Annotated in this window: 21 protein-coding genes; 13 read left to right on the top strand and 8 right to left on the bottom strand. The window is 38.6% G+C overall.

Translation table 11 applies throughout. The features are described from left to right. Positions 1-132: 132 nt before the first annotated feature. Positions 133-1,002 (top strand): PhzF family phenazine biosynthesis protein, encoded by an 870-nt coding sequence (locus MKL38_RS06590; RefSeq protein WP_151798850.1) that lies wholly within the window; start codon positions 133-135, stop codon positions 1,000-1,002. A gap of 53 nt (positions 1,003-1,055) precedes the next feature. Here MKL38_RS06590 and MKL38_RS06595 read toward each other — a convergent pair whose 3' ends face one another. Then, the gene (locus MKL38_RS06595; RefSeq protein WP_080027497.1) at positions 1,056-1,835 is read right to left on the bottom strand and encodes a ferredoxin--NADP reductase; all 780 of its coding nucleotides are present in this window, start codon (positions 1,833-1,835) and stop codon (positions 1,056-1,058) included. 101 nt (positions 1,836-1,936) lie between these two features. Between MKL38_RS06595 and tsaA the strand changes: the two genes are divergently transcribed. Continuing rightward, the gene (gene tsaA / locus MKL38_RS06600) at positions 1,937-2,656 is read left to right on the top strand and encodes a tRNA (N6-threonylcarbamoyladenosine(37)-N6)-methyltransferase TrmO (RefSeq protein WP_270902853.1); all 720 of its coding nucleotides are present in this window, start codon (positions 1,937-1,939) and stop codon (positions 2,654-2,656) included. Between the two features lie 9 nt (positions 2,657-2,665). Here tsaA and MKL38_RS06605 read toward each other — a convergent pair whose 3' ends face one another. Beyond that, a complete protein-coding gene (locus MKL38_RS06605; protein ID WP_270902854.1) occupies positions 2,666-3,937 on the bottom strand; it encodes an MgtC/SapB family protein in 1,272 nt (423 codons plus the stop codon). A 288-nt stretch (positions 3,938-4,225) separates the two neighbouring features. Here MKL38_RS06605 and MKL38_RS06610 point away from each other — a divergent pair, with 288 nt between their 5' ends. The 4 genes from MKL38_RS06610 (at position 4,226) to MKL38_RS06625 (ending at position 8,523) form a co-directional block, all read left to right on the top strand. After that, positions 4,226-5,983 (top strand): GspE/PulE family protein, encoded by a 1,758-nt coding sequence (locus MKL38_RS06610; RefSeq protein ID WP_270902855.1) that lies wholly within the window; start codon positions 4,226-4,228, stop codon positions 5,981-5,983. Between the two features lie 75 nt (positions 5,984-6,058). Further along, the gene (locus MKL38_RS06615; RefSeq protein ID WP_151743274.1) at positions 6,059-6,418 is read left to right on the top strand and encodes a NirD/YgiW/YdeI family stress tolerance protein; all 360 of its coding nucleotides are present in this window, start codon (positions 6,059-6,061) and stop codon (positions 6,416-6,418) included. A gap of 105 nt (positions 6,419-6,523) precedes the next feature. Then, complete coding sequence (locus MKL38_RS06620) at positions 6,524-7,186, top strand: response regulator transcription factor (protein WP_004643474.1); 663 nt, start codon at positions 6,524-6,526, stop codon at positions 7,184-7,186. After that, the gene (locus MKL38_RS06625) at positions 7,183-8,523 is read left to right on the top strand and encodes a sensor histidine kinase (RefSeq protein ID WP_270902856.1); all 1,341 of its coding nucleotides are present in this window, start codon (positions 7,183-7,185) and stop codon (positions 8,521-8,523) included. The genes MKL38_RS06620 and MKL38_RS06625 overlap by 4 nt, the downstream gene beginning before the upstream one ends. A 71-nt stretch (positions 8,524-8,594) precedes the next feature. Here the strand turns inward: MKL38_RS06625 and hemP are convergent, their stop codons facing one another. Beyond that, the gene (gene hemP / locus MKL38_RS06630) at positions 8,595-8,765 is read right to left on the bottom strand and encodes a hemin uptake protein HemP (protein ID WP_004643472.1); all 171 of its coding nucleotides are present in this window, start codon (positions 8,763-8,765) and stop codon (positions 8,595-8,597) included. Between the two features lie 136 nt (positions 8,766-8,901). On the opposite strand from hemP, the gene MKL38_RS06635 reads away from it, so the two are divergent. Then, the gene (locus MKL38_RS06635) at positions 8,902-9,804 is read left to right on the top strand and encodes an NUDIX domain-containing protein (RefSeq protein ID WP_270902857.1); all 903 of its coding nucleotides are present in this window, start codon (positions 8,902-8,904) and stop codon (positions 9,802-9,804) included. A 25-nt stretch (positions 9,805-9,829) separates the two neighbouring features. Here the strand turns inward: MKL38_RS06635 and MKL38_RS06640 are convergent, their stop codons facing one another. Together MKL38_RS06640 and mrcB are read right to left on the bottom strand one after the other, a co-directional pair. Next, entirely contained in the window at positions 9,830-10,381 is a 552-nt protein-coding gene (locus MKL38_RS06640) for a tetratricopeptide repeat protein (protein ID WP_151826465.1), read from the bottom strand. 21 nt (positions 10,382-10,402) lie between these two features. Next, on the bottom strand, positions 10,403-12,799 hold the full coding sequence (gene mrcB / locus MKL38_RS06645) for a penicillin-binding protein 1B (protein ID WP_270902858.1): 2,397 nt from the start codon (positions 12,797-12,799) through the stop codon (positions 10,403-10,405). A gap of 185 nt (positions 12,800-12,984) precedes the next feature. On the opposite strand from mrcB, the gene MKL38_RS06650 reads away from it, so the two are divergent. From MKL38_RS06650 to MKL38_RS06660, 3 genes are all read left to right on the top strand, one after another. Then, entirely contained in the window at positions 12,985-13,893 is a 909-nt protein-coding gene (locus tag MKL38_RS06650; RefSeq protein ID WP_003650688.1) for an NAD(+) kinase, read from the top strand. Then, positions 13,890-14,162: a YeaC family protein gene (locus tag MKL38_RS06655; protein WP_004643467.1), complete on the top strand. Its 273-nt coding sequence runs from the start codon at positions 13,890-13,892 to the stop codon at positions 14,160-14,162. The genes MKL38_RS06650 and MKL38_RS06655 overlap by 4 nt, the downstream gene beginning before the upstream one ends. Positions 14,163-14,224: 62 nt before the next feature. Beyond that, positions 14,225-14,632: a hypothetical protein gene (locus MKL38_RS06660; RefSeq protein ID WP_003650692.1), complete on the top strand. Its 408-nt coding sequence runs from the start codon at positions 14,225-14,227 to the stop codon at positions 14,630-14,632. Positions 14,633-14,670: 38 nt separating this feature from the next. Here MKL38_RS06660 and MKL38_RS06665 read toward each other — a convergent pair whose 3' ends face one another. Then, positions 14,671-15,666, bottom strand: coding sequence for a glycosyl transferase family protein (locus tag MKL38_RS06665; RefSeq protein ID WP_270902859.1), 996 nt, complete (start codon positions 15,664-15,666; stop codon positions 14,671-14,673). 503 nt (positions 15,667-16,169) lie between these two features. Between MKL38_RS06665 and MKL38_RS06670 the strand changes: the two genes are divergently transcribed. Together MKL38_RS06670 and MKL38_RS06675 are read left to right on the top strand one after the other, a co-directional pair. Continuing rightward, positions 16,170-17,528, top strand: coding sequence for a dicarboxylate/amino acid:cation symporter (locus MKL38_RS06670; RefSeq protein ID WP_056481146.1), 1,359 nt, complete (start codon positions 16,170-16,172; stop codon positions 17,526-17,528). 163 nt (positions 17,529-17,691) lie between these two features. Next, entirely contained in the window at positions 17,692-18,837 is a 1,146-nt protein-coding gene (locus tag MKL38_RS06675; protein WP_174728694.1) for an acyl-CoA dehydrogenase family protein, read from the top strand. Positions 18,838-18,887: 50 nt separating this feature from the next. Here MKL38_RS06675 and MKL38_RS06680 read toward each other — a convergent pair whose 3' ends face one another. Together MKL38_RS06680 and MKL38_RS06685 are read right to left on the bottom strand one after the other, a co-directional pair. Continuing rightward, on the bottom strand, positions 18,888-19,514 hold the full coding sequence (locus MKL38_RS06680; RefSeq protein WP_270902860.1) for a hypothetical protein: 627 nt from the start codon (positions 19,512-19,514) through the stop codon (positions 18,888-18,890). A gap of 107 nt (positions 19,515-19,621) precedes the next feature. Then, positions 19,622-20,566 carry an alpha/beta hydrolase gene (locus tag MKL38_RS06685; protein ID WP_270902861.1) on the bottom strand — a complete coding sequence of 315 codons (945 nt, stop codon included), beginning with the start codon at positions 20,564-20,566 and terminating at the stop codon, positions 19,622-19,624. Positions 20,567-20,751: 185 nt separating this feature from the next. On the opposite strand from MKL38_RS06685, the gene pheA reads away from it, so the two are divergent. Further along, the gene (pheA, locus tag MKL38_RS06690; protein ID WP_003650703.1) at positions 20,752-21,861 is read left to right on the top strand and encodes a prephenate dehydratase; all 1,110 of its coding nucleotides are present in this window, start codon (positions 20,752-20,754) and stop codon (positions 21,859-21,861) included. Positions 21,862-21,950: the final 89 nt, after the last annotated feature.

The following is a 21,950-nucleotide window of genomic DNA, read 5'->3' on the forward strand; positions in this document are numbered from 1 at the left end:
ACTTAAAAACTGTGTCTATTATTTTTAATAAAAACTGATACTGTAACCATTAAAGATATCTCAGTAAGATCAAAAGCATGGTGAGGATTTAAAACCATAATTTTTAATATCAAAATGAGTAGGAGTGGGTCTATGTCCGTTGTAGCATTTAAACAAGTTGATGTTTTTACTTCACAAGCATTTAAAGGAAATCCTGTCGCGGTGATTATGGACGCTAGTACCTTAACATCTGAGCAAATGCAGGCGATTGCCAATTGGACCAATCTCTCTGAAACTACATTTGTACTGCCTGCTACAGATTCGCAAGCAGATTATCAGGTTCGAATTTTTACTCCGCAAAATGAATTACCATTTGCAGGCCATCCTACAATCGGCACAGCCCATGCTTTACTTGAAGCTGGTCTAATTACTGCTAAAGAAGGAAAATTGGTACAGCAATGTGGTGCAGGTTTAGTTGCTCTTACTGTAAGTGAATTGAATCATATTTCCTTTGAACTACCACAACCTAAAATTACGCCATTAGATACGACACAGACTCAAAAATTGGCAGAGATTTTAAAATGTCAGATTGACACTCAATGGAATGCTGCATTGGTTGATGTTGGGGCGCGTTGGGTTGTATTACAAGCTGTCAATGCCGAAGCTGTTTTAGCGACTCAACCAGACTTCGCTGCTTTAAAACAACATGATTTAGAAATGAAAGTTGGTGGAGCGACGGTTTATGGTTTTTATGAAAATAATGATGAGCAAAAACATATAGAAGTTCGCTCATTTGCCCCTTCAATTGGAATAAATGAAGATCCAGTTTGTGGTAGTGGTAATGGTAGCGTAGCGTCTTTTATTCGTTACCATGGTATTTTGCCCGCACAAAATGATCAGGTAATGTCTTCACAAGGTCGCGTTTTAGGGCGTGACGGACAGCTTCAACTAAATTTATATCAAGATAAAATTTTAGTGGGTGGAACTGCTGTTACCTGTATCGATGGTACGATTAACCTCTAAAACAGATATAAAAAAACCGAGGTAAAGTCCTCGGTTTTTTTAATTAGAAAAACTTATTTTTCTACGAACGCACGTTCAATTACGTAGTCGCCCATTACACCCATACGAGGTGATTCAACTAAACCGTGTTGGTCAAGTAACGCAGCAACATCTTTCAAGAAAGCAGGGCTACCGCAAAGCATTGCGCGGTCAGTTTCACGGTTAAATCGTGGTAAACCAACTTTTTCGAATAAAGCACCAGTTTCAATTGCAGTTGTTACACGGCCTTGAGTGTGGAAAGGTTCACGAGTTACAGTAGGGTAGTAAACAAGTTTGTCTTTAATACCTAATTCTTCAAAGAACTCATGGTTTGGTAATTCGTTCAAGATAAGGTCTTGATAAGCTAATTCAGAAATATAACGTGTACCATGAACAACGATTACTTTTTCAAAACGTTCGTAAGTTTCTGGGTCACGAATAATTGATAAGAATGGTGCAAGGCCAGTACCAGAAGATAAAAGGTACAAGTTTTTACCTGGTAAAAGGTCATCATGAACCAATGTACCTGTCGGTTTTTTAGAAATTAAAATTTCATCGCCAACTTGTACTTTTTGCAAAATCGAAGTTAAAGGACCATCTTGTACTTTAATTGAGAAGAATTCTAACTCTTCTTCGTAGTTTGCACTTGCAATCGAATACGCACGCATTAACGGTTTGCCATTCACTTCAAGTCCGATCATTACGAACTGACCATTTTTAAAACGTAAGCTAGTGTCGCGTGTAGTTTTAAAACTGAAAAGGGTGTCATTCCAGTGGTGAACATGAGTAATGCGTTCGACGTTAAAAGCAGCCATTAAAGGTCTCGATCACGATTAAAAGAAAACAGATTGCTATTCTAATCTAAATTCATTCCCGATAAACTGAATATATTTAATTGTGTTTATAAGAAAAAGTGATGATCAATTCTGTCACCTTCCCGATAATCGGCCACATGTGCTCTCCATATCGAGAAAAATTCGGTATTCCACGCCAGCCAAATTTGGTAAATATCGAGTCATATATCGACATGGTAGAACCTTATAATGACTTGTTGGCTTTTGAGGGAATTGAACAATTTAGTCATCTCTGGCTAGTTTGGCAGTTTCATGACAATAAAAATCAGGGCAATGTAGATAAATTCCGTCCACAGGTTCGTCCTCCACGTTTAGGGGGTAATGAAAAAATTGGCGTATTTGCTACACGTAGCATGTATCGACCATCTCCAATCGGACTGTCAGTGGTAAAGCTGAATAAAGTGGAAAAAGTCGGTAAGTCAGTCCGAGTGTATGTCACTGGCAGCGATTTATTAGATGGAACTCCAATTCTAGATATCAAACCCTATATTCAATATTCTGATGCGATTGCTGATGCACAAAGTGGTTATGCACATGCAGAACCAAAACGTAAATCAGTCATTTGGTCTGAACCTGCTCTAAATGCTCAAAAATATTTTTTACAAAATAAAGATATGAATAATCAATACATTGATGAGCTTGAGCAAGTATTGGCTTTAGACCCACGGCCTGCCTATCAAGAAGATCCAGACAGAATTTATAAAATGAAATTTTCTAGTTTCGATATTCATTTTAAAGTCGGTCAGTTTGAAGTTACCGTAGTGGATGTGGTCCAAAGCTGATTCGCTATTTTAAAACCAATGGATGTTGAGCCAAAGTAAAGTAATAAAAATAACCATATGAATAAGCTGGGCGGGAACGAAAGCAAGTGCATAGGGCAGCCCGCCCGAAATTGCAGAGTTTATACTTTTGGCAATTGCATGCACTGCAAAGCCTCCCATAAAAGCAATTAATAAAGGGGACATATGAGCACTATTAGGTTCACCCTGTACAATTACTGCGGCTATAGCTGCATGGATCTCAAACAAAGAAGCGAGTAACGTTCCGGCTATTAATCCTGCATCGCCTAAAGATATACTTAAACCATAAACACCTGCCTGAATGAGTGTAAGTGTTCCAGCAATAATAATGGCTTCTTTAAGACTAAACATTCTTGAGTCGAGTTCGGGTAAAGTAGTACTAGGCTCTGCTTTACGTAATAAAATAAAAGCCCATACCGCTAAAACAACTAATGCAATAATGGCAGGAAATATAATTAGCTTAAACCAAGCAAAGCTGATACCTATCACAATAATTAAAGTTTGAATAAGTGTTGAAACGCAGGACATTAATGCAGCGCCTGCATTAGTCGTTGCATTTGCACGACCGGAACGTACTTCTAAACCCAGACTAGCAATAGCTGCTGTACTGGAAACAAAACCTGAAGCCAAAGACGAAAGTAATAAGGCATTTTTAGAAGATAATAAGCGTTTGGCAATATGTGCCAGTGCCTGCACAAATAAGATTAAAGTCAGTAATTTTAAAATAACATTCGGATTTAAAACTGGACCCCAAAAGGGTTTATTCGGGACTAAAGGTAAAGCAATTAAAAGTAAGGCGAGTAGAAAAATTCCATCGCGCAATTCTGCCTCGGTAATCCATTGGCTAGCAATACCATGCATAGACTGCTTAGCTATTAAGATAGCCGTCATGATGACTGCTAAACTTGCTGCCAATGAAATATTCCAAATACAGAGTGCTCCAATGAAATAAGTCATGATAAATGCAAGTTCGGTAGTAACGCCCGGATCATTTGGCTGGTTTTTGAGGGAAACGATGCTGATTGCACCGATGATTAAAGCTCCAACAATCCCAATTGAAATGCCGAATAAAAAACAGATCGCGCCTAATAAAGCACTAATTGCAAAAGATCTGAAACCAGCGAAAGTTTTATATTCGTGTTTGAGTTTACTGCGCTCTCGTTCTAAACCAATTAATAAGCCACAGCCAAGGGCAGCAGCAATTATAGTAATGAATTCCTCAAAGGATGCAGTTTGTAATGACATTGTCATTGGAAGTTCCATATTACTTCCTCTTATGCTTATCGTTATATGTGGATTTTAATCATTTTAAAATCATGTGTTCGTTTCCAGTTTATGCTTTTTATTATAGTCAGCATAGTATCTTTTTTAGGCATAGCAACATACAAAATATTTTTATAAACATGACCTATGACGCAAAAAAATATCAAGTTGAGAATTAGTTTAATTATTTGAAGTTGAAGGATATTTAAATAATGAATTTAACGATTTTGGGGTGAGCTAAATCTAAAACATCTCTGCTATATTATGAAAATATATTGGGGATAACGCATGAATGCACATGTAGAAATAGATACCTATTGGTGTCTAGAACAACTATTACAAGAAGGCCGTATCACAGAACGAGATAAATTACTGGTACAGTCAAGCCACCGCCAAAAAGATCAGTTGAAGTGGCATCCTTTACAGTGGATTGCACATTTTAATTTAAAAGATCAGCAGCACACACAGGCCCATTTAAGTTTAAACCGTTTGTGTTTATGGTTTGCAGATCGGGTTCAGCTACCTTTATTTGTGATTGATCCTTTAAAAGCGGATGTGAGTGCTTTAACACAGGTAATGTCGCAAGAATTTGCCATTCGTAATCATATTTTAGCTGTTGAAATCCATGCCGATCGAATTGTGATTGGAACAGACCAGCCATTTCAAACAGATTGGCTCAATAATCTTGAACGAAGTCTAGCTCCTAAAAAAATTGAGCGGGTATTACTTAATCCCGAACAGTTGCAACGTTATTTACGAGAATATTATCAGGTCAGTCGAGCGGTAAACTCAGCTCAAAAAGATGCAGCTCATGATCGTGATAATAAAAATGTTGAGGCTCTTTTACAACTTGGGGATAGTCAAAACCCTGATGCCAATGATCAGCATATTGTGAAATTAGTCGACTGGATTTTACAGTTTGCGTTTGAGCAGAGTGCCAGTGACATTCATATGGAACCGCGTAAGGACAATGGCAAAGTCAGGTTTCGTATCGATGGTGTTTTGCACACCATTTACAACATGCCTTCAAATACACTGACCGCAGTGATTGCACGTATTAAGATTTTAGGACGTTTAAATGTCGCCGAAAAGCGCAAACCACAAGATGGTCGATTAAAAACTCGGACGCCAAAGGGGCAAGAAACAGAGCTACGTTTATCAACCTTGCCTACTGCATTTGGTGAAAAACTGGTTATGCGTATTTTCGATCCCGATGTGTTGGTACGTTCCTTTCATCAGCTTGGTTTTGAAGAGGGTCTCTTACAACAGTGGCAACAGTTAACAAAAAATAGCCATGGCATTATTTTAGTCACTGGTCCTACAGGTTCAGGTAAAACGACCACGCTATATTCTTCTTTAAAGCAGCTCGCAACAGATCAGGTTAATGTATGTACCATTGAAGATCCAATTGAAATGTTAGAGCCTAGTTTTAACCAGATGCAGGTCAACAATGCAATTGAATTAGGCTTTGCAGATGGTGTTCGTGCGCTCATGCGTCAAGACCCCGATATTATTATGATTGGGGAAATTCGTGATCAAGATACAGCGAATATGGCAATTCAGGCAGCACTCACAGGTCATTTAGTATTATCAACTTTACACACCAATGATGCACCGTCTAGTTTGACCCGATTACACGATTTGGGCGTGCAACCATTTTTAACAGCAGCCACAATTTTGGGTGTTCTCGCACAGCGTTTAGTACGACAGCTTTGTCCGCACTGCAAACAGCAAACTCATATTAATGAGGACGAGTGGCAACACCTCACATTCGATTACATTATGGACATGCCAGAAAAAGTTTATCAGGCAGTAGGTTGTGAACAATGTCGTCATACAGGCTATAAAGGGCGAGTCGGTATTTATGAATTTATGCCAGTCAGTCTAGAGCTTAAGCATCTTATTAGTAGCCATATGACCTTAAATGATTTAAGGACACAAACTAAAAAAGAAGGTATAGAACCCTTGAGAATTGCGGGTGCACGCAAAGTCATTGATGGTCTTACGACATTAGAAGAGGTATTACGGGTTGTGCCATTAAATTAACTTTTTCTTAAGATTCACCTCATTTATGCATGATGTACTTATGTTATTCCAAGATGTGATTAAAAAGGTAATCTTATGAAAATGCTTAAAGCAATACTAATGACTACAGGTCTAACAGCTGCTAGTGTCGCTATGGCGAATACACCTGTGAATCAGGCAGCAATTGCTCCAGTAGCTGTAACAACTGTTAAGCATGCATTAACGGCTAAAGATAATACACCGGTCAAAGTACATGGTCAGGTTGTAAAATCTTTAGGCGATGAAAAATACCAATTTCGTGACAAGACAGGTAGCATTACGGTTGATGTAGATGATGAACTTTGGCAAGGTCGTCCTATTTCACCAAATACAAATGTAACTTTAATTGGTGAAGTAGACATCGATTATAAGCCTTTAAAACGTGTAGAAATTGATGTGGATCAAGTTCAGTTTTAATTAATAATCTTAGATGTATTACCTTTAGCCGCATTTTAATAATGCGGCTTTGCTTTTTCTAGAAAGGCTTGGCAAGATCAAATCAGGATATAACAGGAAAAATAGATGAGAATTTTGCTTGCAGAAGATGATCGCTCTCAAGCTGAAAGTATTCAATCTTGGCTAGAGTTAGACGGTTATCAGGTAGATTGGGTAGAAAGAGGCGATTATGCGCTTACGGCAATCGAGCAGCATGACTATGACTGTATTTTGCTTGATCGGGGGTTGCCTCAACTGGCTGGTGAAAAAGTTTTAACAACGATCCGCCATAAACAAAAAAATGTTCCTGTTATTTTTATTACAGCGCGTGACAGTATTCATGACAGGGTGGAAGGACTAGATTTAGGTGCAAATGATTACTTGGTTAAGCCTTTTAGCTTAGAAGAGTTATCTGCCCGAATCCGCGCTCAATTACGTAAGCAAACGTTGAGTCAGCAATCAGTCTTAACGTGGGGCGATCTGCAACTCGATACACAAGCAAAAGTTGTCTCATGCGCTGGCAAGTCTATTGATTTAACAGCTAAAGAGTTCCAAATATTACGTAAGCTTATGGTCCATCCTGAGCATATTATTACGCGTGATCAATTAGAAGAAGCGCTCTATGCATGGGGTGAGGAAATTGAAAGTAACGCAATAGAAGTATTTATTTATCAGCTTCGAAAAAAAATCGGAAGTAGCAGCATTAAAACCATACGGGGGTTAGGCTACCGTATGGGAGACTTAAAATGAAATCTAATCGCTCATCCTTGCAGTCGCAACTGGTTAAAACCACAATGTGGAGTAGTATCGTGGTGGGCTTGCTGGCTTTAAGCTTACTCACCATATTTTCTATTTATCACAACATGTCGGTGCAAGACGAAATCATGGATGAAATATCAGATACTTTGCTGGTTTCTGATATTTCTGGGCACTCTATGAAACAGTTTGATGAACTCAGTGATGAATTTGATATTCAGTATGAATTATTAAGTTCTGGGCAATTACTTACTCATTCTCATAGCTATCAGCACGAGCTTTTTGAACAAGGTAATTTATCAGAAGGTTTTTCATATTTTTGGTTTGATGGCCAATTATGGCGTAGCTTAGCTGCACAGCAAGAAGACTCAAAGTTACAAGTTGAAGTTTTTCAGCCAATCAGTACACGTATTGAAGAAGTACTCAAAGCACTTGCTGGGTATAGCGGCCTTATGGTGTTGTTCTGGCTGCTACAATGGGTCATTGTAAGTTGGCGTACCGAGCATCAATTGGCTGCACTAAATTTGCTTTCTAGACGAATTGCTCAAAAAACCGCATCAAATTTAGAACCCATTCAAGAACCAGATGTCATTACAGAAATTCAGCCTGTGATTGATGCGCTAAACCAATTACTTGCAAGGTTGCAAAGGGCATTAGTCGCTGAACAGCGTTTTACCGCAGATGCTTCTCATGAGTTACGTTCTCCGTTATCTGCCATACAAATGCGTCTTCAGGTTTTACAGCGTAAATATCAACATGTTCCAGAGCTTCATCAGGACTTTGAACGTATACAAGAAGACGTTTCTAGAAGTACAAAAATACTTGAAAATTTACTCCTTCTCGCTCGCTTAGAGCCCAATGAAGCAGAGCAGCCACAACTTCCCAAGACGATTATCGATTTAAATTATTTATTGGCCAGAGTCATTGAAACTGTAACTTTAGATGCACAAGCTAAACAGATGTTGATAGAGACAAATACCTTGTCGACAGAAACTAAAACCCTTGCGAATGAAGAATTACTATTTATTGCTTTTAGAAATTTATTCGATAATGCCATTCGTTATAGCCCGACTTTAGGCTCTATTTATGTTGAGATTGGTCAGGATGAACAGCAAATTAAGGTCGCTATAGAAGATACAGGAAATGGTGTGGATGATGAGGTATTGCAACGTTTAGGACAGCGTTTTTTTCGAGTATTAGGTACTCAGCAGCAAGGTTCAGGGTTGGGAATTTCGATTACACGAAAAATTATTGAATTGCATAATGGTGAATTACATTTTATGCATGCTGAACAGGGTGGTTTGAGGGTGGAGGTTAATCTACCTTTATAAAAAATAGCATGGTTACCCATGCTATCCATTTTTTGTTTTCCCACGAATATTATTGAAACGCGAGTGTATTTTTATTTAGTTAAAATCAGACGATTATTGCGAGTGAGGCGTAAACGATATTCCTCGCCAGCATGCATAATGCGGATTTCACGGCCTAATGCAAAGAGGTTGTTAGAATGTAACATTGGTAAGGCATGAGCTGTTTCATTGTTACGAGTAAATAAGCTAAAAGGTGCGTTCATTTGTTGTGCTCCGTGGTATGTTCTTGAACGATTTAAATGATAATCATTATCGAATAGATCTGTCAATGAGATTTTTAAAATTTTATAAAATGATAAAATTTGCTTACACTTGAGAAAAGTTTTAGAGAGTAAAAAGATGCCCAAACCAATAGTCGATGTCGCTATAGCAATCTTGATCCATCGTGGAAAAATATTAGTCGGATGGCGCGAAGAGCAGCAGCATCAAGGTGGAAAGCATGAGTTTCCAGGAGGAAAGGTTGAGCAGGGTGAAACACCCGAAGAAGCCTGTCGCCGTGAAATCTATGAAGAAGTGGGTATTGGTTTAAAAGATTGGCATCAATTTGATTATATTCACCATGAATATGACGACATTATTGTCAATTTACATTTATTCCATAGTTATGTGCCTGATGAACTATTAAATCTTATTCATCAGCCATGGGCATGGTACACACGTGAACAGTTGCTTCATTTAAACTTTCCAAAAGCCAATAAAGACATCATAAAGCGACTCTATTGGCCGCATCTCATCAAAATCAGCAATATGCTTACACCTGTAGAGGGCAGTGATGCTTTATTGTATTGGCGTATAGAAGAAGCTGATGCTGATCAGAGGTATTTAGAACAATTAAGTGCTTTAGATGAAAATCAGTTATCAAACTTAATTATTAATACAGATATTTGGCAGCAGTTGAGCCCTGAGTTAAAGAAACAGATTAAGACCGTTCATTTAAAACAATCTCAGCTCATGAACTTGCATAAGGGCGATTTAACAGTAGGCTTACGTTTTATTGCTGCTTGCCACGATGCAGTTTCTTTACAGCATGCTCAGCAAATTGGCTGTGATGCTGTTTTTGTAAGTCCTGTCAAAGTAACAGAGACCCATCCAGAAGCCTTGGCATTAGGTTGGGAACGTTTTGCTGATCTAGCCCAAAAAAGCCAGATTCCGGTTTTTGCATTGGGAGGTATGAGTCCTGATGATTTAGCTACTGCACAAAAGCATGGTGCATATGGCTTAGCAGGTATTCGTAATTTCTAATAAGAAAATAGAAAAGCATTAAAAGCTAGAGGGCTTTTAATGCTTGTTGCGCTTCTTGAACAGTTTTTTGATTATTGCGTTGTTGTCCAGCTTTTAAGATGGTCAACCAAAGTTGCTTTTTCATGGCCTGACTTTGGGCAAAACTTAAACCACGTCGCGCTAGAGATTCAGCATTAGAATATTGCTGTTTATGATTTGCCGTAAGGGCAAGAAATAGATATGTTTCTGCGGCTTGAGGAGCTAAACGCTGTGCTTGAAGCGCATAGCGTTCAGCTTCTGACCATTGCTGGTTTTTGTAAGCCTGCTGTGTTTTTTGCATTAAGACTTTAAATGCAGGTAACTGGCTGCCATCATCACTAAAATGTTGAGGCTTTTTTTGCTGCGGAACAATAACCTGTAAATTTTTGCGTTGAATTTCCGGATGTTCATAAGGTGTAATTTTTACACCCGATGGAGTCTCCGTATTCTTCTTCACTGGTGGGGCAGGTGTTTTCTCTTTGGAGTCGGAATGATCAGGCAAAGTTGTACAGCCGACCATAAGTACAGCACCAATATAAAAAACACCTTTCTTCAACATATCCTACTTTCCTGTTAACGCTTAGTTGTTATAACTACCACTTGAAATCACACGTGAGTTATTTGACAGATCTTGTTGCATCTGGCTTTCACTTTCACGAATATAACTGTCGGTATTATCATCCTGAGAGTCAGGAGTTGTGTTATCACTTTGTGGCGTATATGTTGGATCAACTTGATAATACGGTGCTGCACATGGCGTAGCACGATGTGGAACCGTATGCGTTAGCATCGGAATATACATAGCGCCATCACAAGCCTGAGCAGATAAATCACCTGTTGCACGGTCAATCCACTGCCACTGTACAGTGTCTGGTTGACGTATATTCACAGGAGTTTGGCGTAACTGTTTCATCACGTTAGTCCATACTGGCAATGCACCAGATGAACCTGTTAGGCCAGTCACTTTGTTGTCATCTAAACCTAACCATACTACAGCGACATGGTTACCCGAATAACCTGCAAACCATGAATCACGTGTATCGTTAGTCGTACCTGATTTACCTGCCAATTTTAAAGCTGGAGATAAGCTGCTATAAGCTGCACGACCAGTACCCGAAGACATCACCTGTTGTAGGCCATAATTCATGATATAGCCGACAGAAGGATCAATCGTTTGTTGAACATTAAGGCCATAACGGTCAAGCAGACGACCATTCGCGTCTACGACAGATCGAATCGCACGAGTTGGATATTTAAAACCGCCTGTAGCGAAGTTCTCATAAATTCCAAGTACTTCCATTGGTGACATATTGACTGCCCCAAGGAAAATAGAAGGGTAGGCAGGAATCGTTGACTCAACACCAAACTTTCTTAAATTATTGCTAAATGTAGATAGACCAAATTCTTGACCCAAGCGTACAGCAGATAGGTTATATGAGTTTGCTAATGCCTCACTCAGACTGACTACACCATGTCCACCACCGCTATAGTTTTTAGGTGTCCAGCTTTTACCACCATCTACAGGAACACTGATCGGCGCATCTTCAATTTGGCTTGCCCAGTTATAACGTCCAGATTCAATAGCACTTAGATAAATCACAGGTTTCAATAAAGAACCGACTTGACGTTTCGCATCCAAAGCACGGTTAAAACCAGTAAAGTCTTGTGTAGAACCAACCGCTGCAACTAACTCACCGTTTTCAGGATGTGCAATCAATACAGCGCCTTGTAGATTTTTCAAACGTGCTGGATTACTGTTAGCCAAACGGTCTACTGAAGCTTTAAACGCGTTTTGAACTTGAGTTTGAGTAATTGGATCTAAGGTCGTAAAAATACGTAATCCCTGATTGGTTAAATCACTTTCTTGATACTCTGTACGTAATTGACGACGTACAATATCTAAAAAGTCTGGGAATTTTGCAGGCCCTAAACTTGGTTTACTTAACACATTTAAAGGACGTGCAATTTCATCTTCATATTCAGCTTGAGTTAAATAACCCATCACACGCATATTATTTAAGACAGTATCACGGCGTTTTTTTGCACCTTCAGGGTTTTTCCAAGGATTATATAAAGAAGGGCCTTGCACTAAACCTACTAAATAAGCTTGTTGTGCAACGCTAAGTTCACGTAATGGTAAACCAAAATAAAATTGTGAAGCCAAACCATAGCCATTAATTGAGTAGCTACCATTTTGCCCCAGATTCACTTCATTTAAATACGCTTCTAAAATTTCATCTTTGCTGTAATGCAGTTCGATGAGTAAAGCCATTAATGCTTCATTGACTTTACGTTTGAGTGTGCGTTCAGGGGTGAGATAGAAGTTTTTAACTAATTGTTGAGTCAGGGTTGAGCCACCTTGACGTTTTCCACCAGTGACATTACTCACCAATGCACGAGCTGTACCGCGAATTGAAATACCATGATGATGATAAAAATTGCGGTCTTCTGTAGAAATTAAAGCTTCAATGAGTGGTTTAGGGACATTATTCAGTTTAATGAGTACACGGTCTTCATTGTGCTGAGGATAAATTCCTCCAATGAGTAGCGGTTCTAAGCGTGCAACGCCGGTTGAAGAGGGTTTAGTACTTCTAACTTCAACAACTTGATCATTTGCAAAACTTAACTCTAAGACTTGTTCTGGTTCAACGCTGTCACCGTAGTCAAAACCACGTGTGTGGATATACATATTGCTGCCTTGAGCAACATAGCTTCCAGACTTGTCATAATTACTTGAAGTTTTGTAACCCAATAACTTTAATTCTTGAGTGAAATTTGCTTGAGAAATAGGCGCGTTGTTATAAATTTCCAAAGGTCTTGCAAACACTTTGGCAGGAATATCCCACCGCTGTCCTTCAAATTTTTCACGGATAATATTATCTAAACGAATCAGATAGATACTAAGAGCAATAAAAGCACCAATGACCAAAATGGAAAAGATTAGTGCAAAGAAACCGATACCACGTTCAAACTTCATAAAAATGAGATAAAACCCTAACAATGCCTGTAATGATGCGATAGCTTGTCATCAATTTGCAATGATAAAACTGTGAATAATTGGAAAAGTTAGATTGAATTTTACAGCATCTTGTAGTTATGTTTTTTTAAATTAATCGGGTTAATGTTATTATATGCGAGTATCGCAGCGGAGCTTACTCATTCGTGCAAATTTCACATAAGTCCTTCAGAAACGTCGGGTTAATCGGTCGACCAGATAAATCATCAGTTGTAGAAACACTATGTTTAATTCATGATCATTTATTGAACTTAGGTTTGAACCCCATTTTTGATCAGGAAACAGCCGAATTAGTGCCTTATGATCATGCACAGATAGTAAGCCGTCATCTATTAGGTGAAGTTGCTGATTTAGTTATTGTGGTTGGAGGCGATGGTTCTCTACTCCATGCAGCCAGAGCGTTGGTCCGTTATAATACCCCTGTTATTGGCATTAACCGTGGGCGATTAGGTTTTTTAACTGATATCAAACCTTCAGAAGCCATTTTTAAACTTGACCAAGTGCTTCAAGGGCATTTTCAACTTGATCGCCGTTTCTTACTTGAAATGGAAGTACGAACAAATGGCGAAGTTATTTATGATGCAATCGCTTTAAATGATGTTGTTTTGCATTCGGGTAAGTCCGTCCATATGATTGACTTTGAACTCAACATTGATGGTCAATATGTTTATCGCCAGCATAGTGATGGTTTAATTGTTTCTACTCCAACAGGATCAACTGCCTATGCTTTGTCAGGCGGTGGACCAATTTTACATCCAAGTATGGATGCGATTGCATTAGTTCCAATGCATCCCCATACATTGTCATCACGTCCCATCGTAGTCGGTGGGCAAAGCGAAATTAAAATTGTTATTCGCGAAAATCGAGTTTTGCCGATGGTGAGTGCTGATGGACAACATAGTATATCGCTGAATGTCGGAGATAGTTTACACATCCGCAAACATCCATTTAAACTAAGTTTATTGCATCCACCAGGTTATGATTTCTATATGGCCTGCCGTACCAAACTTGGTTGGAACCAAGATTTTGAATCTTTCCAAAGAGATGAATCATGAATATTGAACAAATGCTATCTGTTTTAAACCCTGAAATTGTAGAGCGTTTAAAAACAGCAGTAGAAATTGGTAAATGGCCAAATGGCGTTGTTTTAACAAAAGAGCAGCGTGAGACTTGTATGCAAGCTGTCATTGCTTGGGAGTTGAAAAACTTACCAGAAGAACAGCGTAGCGGCTATATTGACCGTGGTACGAAAGAGGAAGGTGAAGAGTGTGATGATGATCATCACAAGCATGAGCCAGAATTTAAGCCAATTCGTTTTGTTTAATTTAAGAAGCTCAGTGATTACTGGGCTTTTTTTATGTTTATCAAAATATAATAAAGAATCCTATGAAACGTTTAAAACCTATTTACGTACTATTATTTCTAATATTGTTTAGTGGTGCTGCATTAGCCAAACAGCCGATTGAATGTTTACTCAACGTGAAGGTTGTTGCGAGTCGGAAATACACTTCACCTCAAGCTAAATATACAAGTATAAAGAACGACGGTTATCCCATGTTATTGATTGGGATTCAGGTGCTGGAGTCGCAAACAATACGAAGCTCCCAAAAGATCAAAGCACATCATTTATATTGTAAGACACTTATTGGTCAACAACGAGATGCTTATCTTTCGGGTTCCTACGATTCTAATAAGATTACAATCAAAATAGGTGATCACTTGAAACTAAGAAATATTCATTCTTCAGGTCAGGAATATCCATTTTGGCCAGATTTTTATTATATTGAGCCTTAAAACCAAGGCTATCCGATATAACCTTGGTCATACATATATTAGAAACGACTATTCCATAATGCTTTTGCTTTCAGCATTGCCTCTTCAAAACTAGTAACAACTCCCATGGTATATAGTGCGATTCCGATGGTTTCTGTTACTGCCATTTCACCGTATTCATGGTGCTGTTGACCAAGCCACACTGCTTTAAAAGTTGCTAAATCTAACTCTTCTTCAGTTGGACTACGTTCAGGCGTGAGTTTTGGTAACTCGTGTTCATAAAGCTCACCATTTTTAATACCGCAAATTAATGTTTTTGCATCTGGATTTCGCTCAAATTCACCGCCTTCACCCTTAATGACTGCACTATTTTGATAGCCTAAGCGCAGTGCACTATGTTGATGGGAAGTTCTATAAGCTGGATGGAATATAGCTTGTAAGGTGGCTTTTGCATTAAAAGGATTTATTAAGCGGGCTAAAGTATGAATAGGCGAGCGTAATCCCATCACATTTCTTAAAGAAATCAGTTCACTTAAAACAGGTGAAATCACGTCTAAAGGTAAGTAAGCGAAATTTTGCTCTGCTAACTGAGTACGCACTTCTTGTTCAGAATGACAAATTTGATAACCAAGATATTCTAAAACCTGCTCAGTATAGACGCGGTTAAGGGTATGGCCTGATGCACCGTGCATAACAATTTTATAACCGTGTTGAGCAAGGGTAAGGGCTGCTAACAAGAACCACGGATAATGTTTACGTTTACCTGCATAAGATGACCAGTCTAAATCAACTTCTAAAGGCTGAAAATTAAGCTGGTCTCTAGTCGCTTGAACAAATCCTGCGAGTTCATCAATAGATTCTTCTTTAACCCGAAGTAGCATTAAAAAAGCGCCTAACTGCACATCAAGCACTTCACCTTTTAAAATCATGGTAAACGCGTGATACGCTTCTTCATAGCTTAAGGAACGTGAACCACTTTTTCCCTTACCTAAAATACGGACATATTGAGCGAAGGGGTGTTCAGCATCTTTATAGATATTACGTTTAGTATTCATCGTAGTTCAAAAACAATAAAAATGATGGGATGCAGGCAGCTCAAAATGAAATGTCCACAAGTATTTAATCAATATGACATAAAAAACTGTCGAAAAAATATCAAAAGTGTTTCTTATACTAAAGTCTTAGGGCCACATGGGTGTTTTTTGCGCGTATTAGCCAAAAATTTAATCGAATCATTATTTAATTCGAGTACACTTTCTCGTGCTTTTTTGAGCACTCATATCATAATTTTCTGTGATTCTCCTATATCTTCAGCTTTTTATTAAAAAGTAAGAGGTTATTTCTAACTACTCAAAGTGGTTAGGAACTTCAGGTATTCTCCTGTTTTAGAAAACAGCTTTTTTGTTTTCATTGAGGTAGTAGGAAGGTTTTTTGTTTACAAAGAACCGTTTCCCTTTTGCGGTGTTCATGTGAAAGGTTAGGGCTGTGTATTCGTAAAGAATAGACGTTTCATTTTGGTATTTCCAACGGACTTGGAAATATAGATTGAAGTAAAGTTATGGCTAAAAAACCGATTTATAAATCACTTTATTTTCAAGTGATTATTGCGATTATTGCGGGTATCTTGGTAGGGCATTTTTCCCCAAGCTCAACGCAAATTGTCAATGGTGTCGAACAGCATATTCCAGGTTTAGGTGAAAAACTCAAGCCATTAGGTGATGCCTTTATTCGTTTGATCAAGATGATCATCGCTCCAGTTATTTTCTGTACCGTGGTGAGCGGTATTGCTGGCATGGAAAGCATGAAGTCAGTCGGAAAAACTGGCGGCGTTGCCTTGTTATACTTTGAAGTTGTTTCAACAATTGCACTTCTAATTGGCCTTGTTGTAATTAACATCGCTAAACCGGGTGTAGGGATGAATGTTGACCCTACTACTCTTGATACTTCGGGCATTCAAAAATACGTCAGTTCTGGTGAGTCACAATCTACCATTGATTTTTTAATGCACATCATCCCTGATACGGTGGTTGGTGCATTTGCAAATGGTGAAATCTTACAAGTCCTTCTTTTTGCAATTCTCTTTGGTTTTGCTTTACATAAGTTAGGTGATGCAGGACGTCCAGTTTTAAAATTTATTGATCAAGTTGCACATGTGTTCTTTAACATTGTGAACATGGTAATGAAACTGGCACCGATTGGCGCATTTGGCGCAATGGCATTCACCATTGGTAAATATGGTGTTGGTTCACTCGTACAATTAGGGCAACTCATTATCTGCTTCTATATTACGTGTTTACTCTTTATCTTTTTGATCTTGGGTACAATCAGCCGTATTAGTGGATTTAGTATCCTCAAGATGATTCGCATGATTCGTGAAGAGTTATTAATTGTACTTGGTACATCTTCTTCTGAATCTGTTTTGCCGCGTATGTTGCGTAAACTTGAAATTGCAGGTTGTGAAAAGTCTGTAGTCGGTTTGGTTATTCCAACAGGTTATTCATTTAACCTTGATGGAACATCAATCTATTTGACCATGGCTGCCATCTTTATTGCCCAAGCAACGAATACTCAGCTTGATATTCAACATCAGATCACTTTGTTATTGGTACTCTTAATCTCATCTAAGGGGGCGGCGGGTGTAACTGGCTCTGGCTTTATTGTTATGGCAGCAACGTTGTCTGCTGTAGGACATATTCCTGTTGCAGGTTTAGCATTGATTTTAGGTATTGACCGTTTCATGTCAGAAGCACGTGCTTTAACCAACCTTGTTGGTAACTCTTTAGCAACGATTGTTGTTGCTAAATGGGTGGGTGCTTTAGATAAAGATAAGCTGAATGAAGCATTAAACAATCCTGATGAAGTCGACAGAAAAATGATGGAACAAAAAACTCCTCAAGTCGCTGAAGGTCTAGATTAATTCGAATAAACCTATATAAAAAAGGAAGCTGTGGCTTCCTTTTTTATTGGCTGACTGAAAAGTACAGTTTTAATGAGCAGCTATGCCATGACAGTTGCTTGAAAAATGATTAGCATGCACAACAACGAGGTTCGATAAAACAATAAAGCTGAAGGAAAATATTATGTTGGCATACGATGCAGATTTAGAATTATTCCGTGATAATTTTAAACGTTTTATGAGTGAGCATATTGCGCCTCACTACGACCAATGGGAACGCGAAGGAATCATGCCTCGTTCAGTTTGGAATCAACTGGGTGAAAATGGCTATTTATGTGTGGATGTCCCTGAAGAATACGGTGGTTATGGGGTTCCGACATACTATTCATTAATGTTGGTTGAAGAGTCTGCACGTGCCGGTTTTTGTGCATTATCAACAGCCATTTCTTGCCACTCTGAAATTGCTGCACCCTATATTTTACACATCGGGACAGAAGAGCAAAAACAATATTGGTTACCGAAAATGGTAACAGGTGAAGTGGTTGGTGCAATTGGTATGACTGAACCTGGAGCAGGCTCGGATTTACAATCAATGCGTACCAGTGCCATTTTGCAAGACGACCATTATTTGCTAAATGGTTCAAAAACCTTTATTTCAAATGGACAGCATGCTGATCTTGTTGTGCTTGCAGTAAAAACTGATCCTCAAGCACGGGCGAAAGGTGTGTCCTTATTACTAGCAGATACACATCTGGAAGGCTTTAAAAAAGGCACAAATCTAGACAAAATCGGCCTACATTCTCAAGACACATCTGAGCTGTTTTTTGACAATGTGAAAGTGCCTAAAAACCAGTTACTTGGTCAAGCTGGGCAAGGTTTTGCTTATTTAATGCAAGAATTACCACGTGAACGTACTGCAATTGCATCCACTGCAATTGGTGCAATCCGCGGTGCAATTGATTTGACAACGGCTTATGTAAAAGAACGCCAAGCATTTGGTCAACCCATTTCACAATTCCAAAATACGCGTTTTGTTTTGGCACAAGCAAAAATTGATGAGCTTGCAACAGCAGCTTTTTATGAAAGAAACGTTGCCTTATATCAAGAAGGTAAACTAGATGTAGAAACGGCTGCGGCATTGAAAAGTTTCAGTAGCGATATGCAAATGAAAGTCGCAGATAACTTGCTTCAGCTTTTTGGTGGTTATGGCTATATGACCGAATATCCAATTTCTCGTTTCTTTGTAGATGCCCGTATTCAGCGTATTTACGGTGGTACAAATGAAATTATGAAAGAAATCGTAGCACGTGGATTAATTGGCAAAGCCTAATTAAGCAGAGAAAAAACAGCCTGTCCTAGAACGGGCTGTTTTGTTTTTAACTATTTGGTCTTCTGTTGAATGACAGGGTAGTCTTGTTGTTTCGGTAATTGCTGTAATGCATGATTCATCTTTTTTAAAAACTCATCTGCTTCATCTTGACGGAATGAGTCTTCGGTATACTCACTGCGCTTTTGAAAGACGACACCACAACCAGTTATTTCCATATTTTTAGGATTAAATGACCAGTCATTAGGATTCTTTAGGTTAATGTTTAAATCACTTTCACAACTTTTCCATAAACGTAAAAAATCATTTGATAATTCTGTTTTAAATCCTTTCGCAGGATAGACTGAAAATCCTTTCATTTCGGGATTATAAAACTGTATAAACATGTCTACTGGCATGCCTCCCCAAACGATTGCCGTATTTTCTGGTAACGCGATAGCTGTTAAATTTTTCTCTTTTAAGGCATGTGTTTGCTGAAATTCCTGCCTAAAATGTTGTGACTTGTAGGTGAGTTTAGTCTGGGCTGGCACGGGAATGCCCCGAACTTGATTGCTGGCAGTCGTCATATAGTACGGGGACGGATCAGTACCATTGCACCCCGCGATGAGGGGACAGCCGCCACAAGCCGTTAGACTGACACTAATTAAACTCAGTAGACCTAAAACAATAATTTTATTCATTCTATTTTACTGTTGTTATGACATCTTCAGACAGTATAACTAATCTATCGATTAAGAGCTTTGTCTTTAAGAGGAGTGAAATGCTCCACTTTAAATTTAAGTGGGTTTTATTCAGTTGTTTGCTCTGTAGGCTCATCAAATAAAGGTTTACAGCTTTCTAAGTTTTGGCATGCAGCAAACATAAGTGCTTTCGGCAAACTCGCATACAAATTGGTAATATGTTGTTCAGCAGGATTATAAAAATGCCAATAAGCAAATTGGGCTGAGCGGCGGTTTTCCAAAGTTTTAAAGAAATCTTTTTCATTAAAGTAATGATCAGATTGAGTACGAGGTCCTCCTTGCTCATGGGTGCCGACTGTAGTCAAAAGCATCGGAGAATTACTTTGTTTTTGACTCTGCCAATAGTTTAATTTTTGAAATAGCATGCCTTGATCAAACCACAGGGAAGGGCTGGCTGCAATGTAACGTTGAAATGCTTCAGGTTTTTGAAAAAATTGATAAAGCACAAATAACCCTCCAAATGAGTGGCCATAAATACTTTGCTGCTGGCTATTAATTGGAAACTGTTTGGCGATTTCCGGTTTGAGTTCGTTATTTAAAAATGCAATAAACTGATCAGCACCACCATATTTATATTTACCTTGAGCCTGAAATTCAGCAGAAGGTTTTGGGGTGTAGTCATAAGCACGTTTTTGTACATCAAAAGTTTTTTGTTTGGGGTAACCGACCGCAACGATCATGAGCGGGTCTAGACCTAATTTTGTAGAACCTGCCCCAATAGATTGAGCGATATTGACTGCACTTGGAAAGGTTGCATTTCCGTCTAATATATAAAGTACCGGATAACCATGTTGCGGTGGGGCAACGGGTGGTTTATAAATTTGGATAAGATAATCATGGCCTGTATTTTTAGAGTTAATTTGAAATTGTGCCTGATTGTTTTGAAAAACAATTTTTGATTGATTTTGTGTAGAAGTTTGAGCAAAAACAGAGCCACTTACTAATGAGCTCAAAAGAAAACTGCAAGATAAAAAGAAAAATGAGTTATGCATAATAAACAAGAATAAAATTTATTATGTAAATGATAAATGAAAATCATTATCAAATAAAGCGATCTGAGGAATCCGACCAAGATGGTTTAATGAAAAAAGCCAATACAGCCATATTGCCTAACAAATCAAAGCAGACTATTGTTATACTCTCGTTTAAAAGATGATTTTGCTGAGGCTGCATTCCAATGATCAACGATGATCAAAACAAAACGACTTCTCTTAGTTTAGAACAAATTCGCGAAGATATTGATAGCGTGGATCAACAGATTCAAGAATTATTAAATCGACGCGCAAGCCTTGCTGAAGCAGTTGCGAAAGCTAAATTTGCTTCCGAAGAGAATCCTTTGTTTTATCGTCCTGAACGTGAAGCGCAAGTCTTACGTAAAGTCATGGAGCGTAACCAAGGTCCTTTGTCTGATGTAACCATGGCGCGTTTGTTCCGTGAAATTATGTCTGCTTGCCTTGCTTTAGAAGCGCCGCAAAGTATTGCATTTTTAGGGCCAGAAGGTACTTTTACTCAATCTGCTGTACTTAAGCATTTTGGTAAAGATGCGGTTGTACGCCCACTTCCAACAATTGATGAAGTCTTCCGTGAAGTGGAAGCAGGTAGTGCCCATTACGGTGTAGTTCCAGTTGAAAACTCATCTGAAGGTGTTGTAAACCATACCTTAGATTGCTTTAAAACATCGAATTTAAACGTGATTGGTGAAGTTGAATTACGTATTCATCATCAATTCCTTGTTTCTGAAAATACACGTAAAGACAGTATTAAGCAGATTTATGCTCATCAGCAAACTTTGGCTCAATGTCGCCAATGGTTAGATGCGCATTATCCGGGTGTTGAGCGTGTTGCTTTAAACTCAAATGCAGAAGCTGCGCGCCGTATTCGCAACGAATGGCATTCGGCAGCGATTGCATCTGATATCGCAGCGGGCATGTATAACCTTGAAATCTTACATAGCAATATTGAAGATAATCCGGAAAATACAACACGTTTCTTAGTAATTGGTCGTGAAAAAATTCCACAAAGTGGCAATGATAAAACATCATTATTGATTTCAGCGCATGACCGTGCGGGTGCTTTATTAGAAATTTTAGCGCCATTTGCAAAACATAATATTAGCTTAACAAGTATTGAGACTCGTCCAGCATTACCTGAAAAATGGGCCTATGTATTCTTTATCGATTTAGAAGGTCATATCGAACAAGAGAATGTTGCTGCTGCGATTAATGATATTCGCCCAATGGTGAAAGAGATCCGTATTTTAGGTTCTTATCCTGCTGCTGTTCTGTAATCACTTATGTTGGAATAATGACATGCATTAAGATAAGCATGTCATTATGCTTAAAAACAAATTGCTCAATGGTTTAAATATCTTTGAGC

The organism is Acinetobacter sp. AOR14_HL (assembly GCF_027855175.1).
GTDB lineage: Bacteria > Pseudomonadota > Gammaproteobacteria > Pseudomonadales > Moraxellaceae > Acinetobacter > Acinetobacter calcoaceticus.

Bases quoted from the DNA above. Each gene is read 5' to 3' on its own strand.
- MKL38_RS06590 (WP_151798850.1), top strand. From the start codon at position 133: ATGTCCGTTGTAGCATTTAAACAAGTTGATGTTTTTACTTCACAAGCA.
- MKL38_RS06595 (WP_080027497.1), bottom strand. From the start codon at position 1,835: ATGGCTGCTTTTAACGTCGAACGCATTACTCATGTTCACCACTGGAAT.
- tsaA (WP_270902853.1), top strand. From the start codon at position 1,937: ATGATCAATTCTGTCACCTTCCCGATAATCGGCCACATGTGCTCTCCA.
- MKL38_RS06605 (WP_270902854.1), bottom strand. From the start codon at position 3,937: ATGGAACTTCCAATGACAATGTCATTACAAACTGCATCCTTTGAGGAA.
- MKL38_RS06610 (WP_270902855.1), top strand. From the start codon at position 4,226: ATGAATGCACATGTAGAAATAGATACCTATTGGTGTCTAGAACAACTA.
- MKL38_RS06615 (WP_151743274.1), top strand. From the start codon at position 6,059: ATGAAAATGCTTAAAGCAATACTAATGACTACAGGTCTAACAGCTGCT.
- MKL38_RS06620 (WP_004643474.1), top strand. From the start codon at position 6,524: ATGAGAATTTTGCTTGCAGAAGATGATCGCTCTCAAGCTGAAAGTATT.
- MKL38_RS06625 (WP_270902856.1), top strand. From the start codon at position 7,183: ATGAAATCTAATCGCTCATCCTTGCAGTCGCAACTGGTTAAAACCACA.
- hemP (WP_004643472.1), bottom strand. From the start codon at position 8,765: ATGAACGCACCTTTTAGCTTATTTACTCGTAACAATGAAACAGCTCAT.
- MKL38_RS06635 (WP_270902857.1), top strand. From the start codon at position 8,902: ATGCCCAAACCAATAGTCGATGTCGCTATAGCAATCTTGATCCATCGT.
- MKL38_RS06640 (WP_151826465.1), bottom strand. From the start codon at position 10,381: ATGTTGAAGAAAGGTGTTTTTTATATTGGTGCTGTACTTATGGTCGGC.
- mrcB (WP_270902858.1), bottom strand. From the start codon at position 12,799: ATGAAGTTTGAACGTGGTATCGGTTTCTTTGCACTAATCTTTTCCATT.
- MKL38_RS06655 (WP_004643467.1), top strand. From the start codon at position 13,890: ATGAATATTGAACAAATGCTATCTGTTTTAAACCCTGAAATTGTAGAG.
- MKL38_RS06660 (WP_003650692.1), top strand. From the start codon at position 14,225: ATGAAACGTTTAAAACCTATTTACGTACTATTATTTCTAATATTGTTT.
- MKL38_RS06665 (WP_270902859.1), bottom strand. From the start codon at position 15,666: ATGAATACTAAACGTAATATCTATAAAGATGCTGAACACCCCTTCGCT.
- MKL38_RS06670 (WP_056481146.1), top strand. From the start codon at position 16,170: ATGGCTAAAAAACCGATTTATAAATCACTTTATTTTCAAGTGATTATT.
- MKL38_RS06675 (WP_174728694.1), top strand. From the start codon at position 17,692: ATGTTGGCATACGATGCAGATTTAGAATTATTCCGTGATAATTTTAAA.
- MKL38_RS06680 (WP_270902860.1), bottom strand. From the start codon at position 19,514: ATGAATAAAATTATTGTTTTAGGTCTACTGAGTTTAATTAGTGTCAGT.
- MKL38_RS06685 (WP_270902861.1), bottom strand. From the start codon at position 20,566: ATGCATAACTCATTTTTCTTTTTATCTTGCAGTTTTCTTTTGAGCTCA.
- pheA (WP_003650703.1), top strand. From the start codon at position 20,752: ATGATCAACGATGATCAAAACAAAACGACTTCTCTTAGTTTAGAACAA.